Source organism: Streptomyces sp. SID14478, assembly GCF_010548525.1.
Lineage (GTDB): Bacteria > Actinomycetota > Actinomycetes > Streptomycetales > Streptomycetaceae > Streptomyces.
This window is the reverse complement of the sequence record NZ_JAAGMG010001160.1, coordinates 1-1,914: the sequence shown is the minus strand read 5'-3', so window position 1 is coordinate 1,914 and position 1,914 is coordinate 1. Positions and strand designations below refer to the sequence as shown.

At 70.3% G+C, this 1,914-nt stretch carries 1 protein-coding gene; it reads left to right on the top strand.

Features of this window, described 5'->3' with window-relative positions:
- A partial coding sequence (locus tag G3I40_RS37095) for an Rne/Rng family ribonuclease (protein ID WP_164559225.1) occupies positions 1-1,914 on the top strand: 1,914 nt, incomplete at both ends.

Below are 1,914 nucleotides of genomic sequence, written 5' to 3'. Positions count from 1 at the left end.
CCGTCGCCGCGGTGACTCCGCCGACGCCGAGAACGACGGCGAGACGGAGCACGGCACGTCCGACGACGACCAGGCCGAGTCCGACGAGGACTCCGACGCCGACGACCACGAGGCGCAGGCCGACGACCGCGACGACAACGGCGGGTCCGGGTCGAGCAGCAGCCGTCGCCGCCGTCGCCGTCGCCGCCGCGCCGGTGACTCGGCCGCCGACGCCGAGCCGCAGTCGACCGACGACCCGGAGCGCACGGTCGTCAAGGTCCGCGAGCCCCGCAAGAAGGACAGCCACGCCGACCGCGGCACCGGCCCCGACGAGGTGCAGTCCATCAAGGGCTCCACGCGTCTGGAGGCCAAGAAGCAGCGCCGCCGCGAAGGCCGCGAGCAGGGCCGCCGTCGCGTCCCGATCATCACCGAGGCCGAGTTCCTGGCCCGCCGCGAGGCCGTCGAGCGCGTGATGGTCGTCCGCCAGAACGGCGAGCGCACCCAGATCGGCGTGCTCGAGGACGACATCCTCGTCGAGCACTACGTCAACAAGGAGCAGTCGACCTCGTACGTCGGCAACGTCTACCTGGGCAAGGTCCAGAACGTGCTGCCGTCGATGGAGGCCGCCTTCATCGACATCGGCAAGGGCCGCAACGCGGTCCTCTACGCCGGTGAGGTCAACTTCGAGGCGCTCGGCATGGCCAACGGGCCGCGCCGCATCGAGTCCGCCCTCAAGTCCGGCCAGTCCGTGCTCGTCCAGGTCACCAAGGACCCGATCGGCCACAAGGGCGCCCGCCTGACCAGCCAGGTCTCGCTGCCCGGCCGCTACCTGGTCTACGTGCCCGAGGGCTCGATGACCGGCATCAGCCGCAAGCTGCCCGACACCGAGCGCGCCCGGCTGAAGACCATCCTCAAGAAGGTCGTCCCCGAGGACGCGGGCGTCATCGTGCGCACCGCCGCCGAGGGCGCGAGCGAGGACGAGCTGCGCCGCGACGTCGAGCGTCTGCAGGCCCAGTGGGAGGACATCCAGAAGAAGTCCAAGCAGATCTCGACGTCGTCGCCGAGCCTGCTGTACGGCGAGCCGGACATGACCGTCCGCGTCGTGCGCGACATCTTCAACGAGGACTTCTCCAAGGTCATCGTCAGCGGTGACGAGGCGTGGGACACCATCCACGGCTACGTCAACCACGTGGCGCCCGACCTGTCCGACCGCCTGTCCCGGTGGACGAGCGAGGTCGACGTCTTCGCGACGTACCGGATCGACGAGCAGCTCGCCAAGGCGCTCGACCGCAAGGTGTGGCTGCCCTCCGGCGGCTCCCTGGTGATCGACAAGACCGAGGCCATGGTCGTCATCGACGTCAACACCGGCAAGTTCACCGGCCAGGGCGGCAACCTCGAAGAGACCGTGACGAGGAACAACCTCGAAGCGGCCGAGGAGATCGTGCGCCAGCTGCGGCTGCGCGACCTGGGCGGCATCGTCGTCATCGACTTCATCGACATGGTCCTGGAGTCCAACCGGGACCTGGTGCTGCGGCGCATGCTCGAATGCCTGGGCCGCGACCGCACCAAGCACCAGGTGGCCGAGGTCACCTCGCTGGGCCTGGTCCAGATGACCCGCAAGCGCGTCGGGCAGGGCCTGCTGGAGTCGTTCTCCGAGACCTGCGTGCACTGCAACGGCCGCGGGATCATCGTGCACATGGAGCAGCCCACCTCCAGCGGTGGCGGCGGCAAGCGCAAGAAGCGCGGCCGCGGCGGCAACGGCGAGCACCAGCACGAGACGCACGAGCACGAGCACGAGTCCGCGCAGACCTCCCCGGAGCCCGTCGAGGCCGAGGCCGCCGCTCCCACGGCGCTGCCCGAGGCCCCCGCGGCGGAGCCGACGGACGCTTTCGTCCCGGACGAGGAGCTGTACTCCAGCCCCGCAGAGGCGGAGGC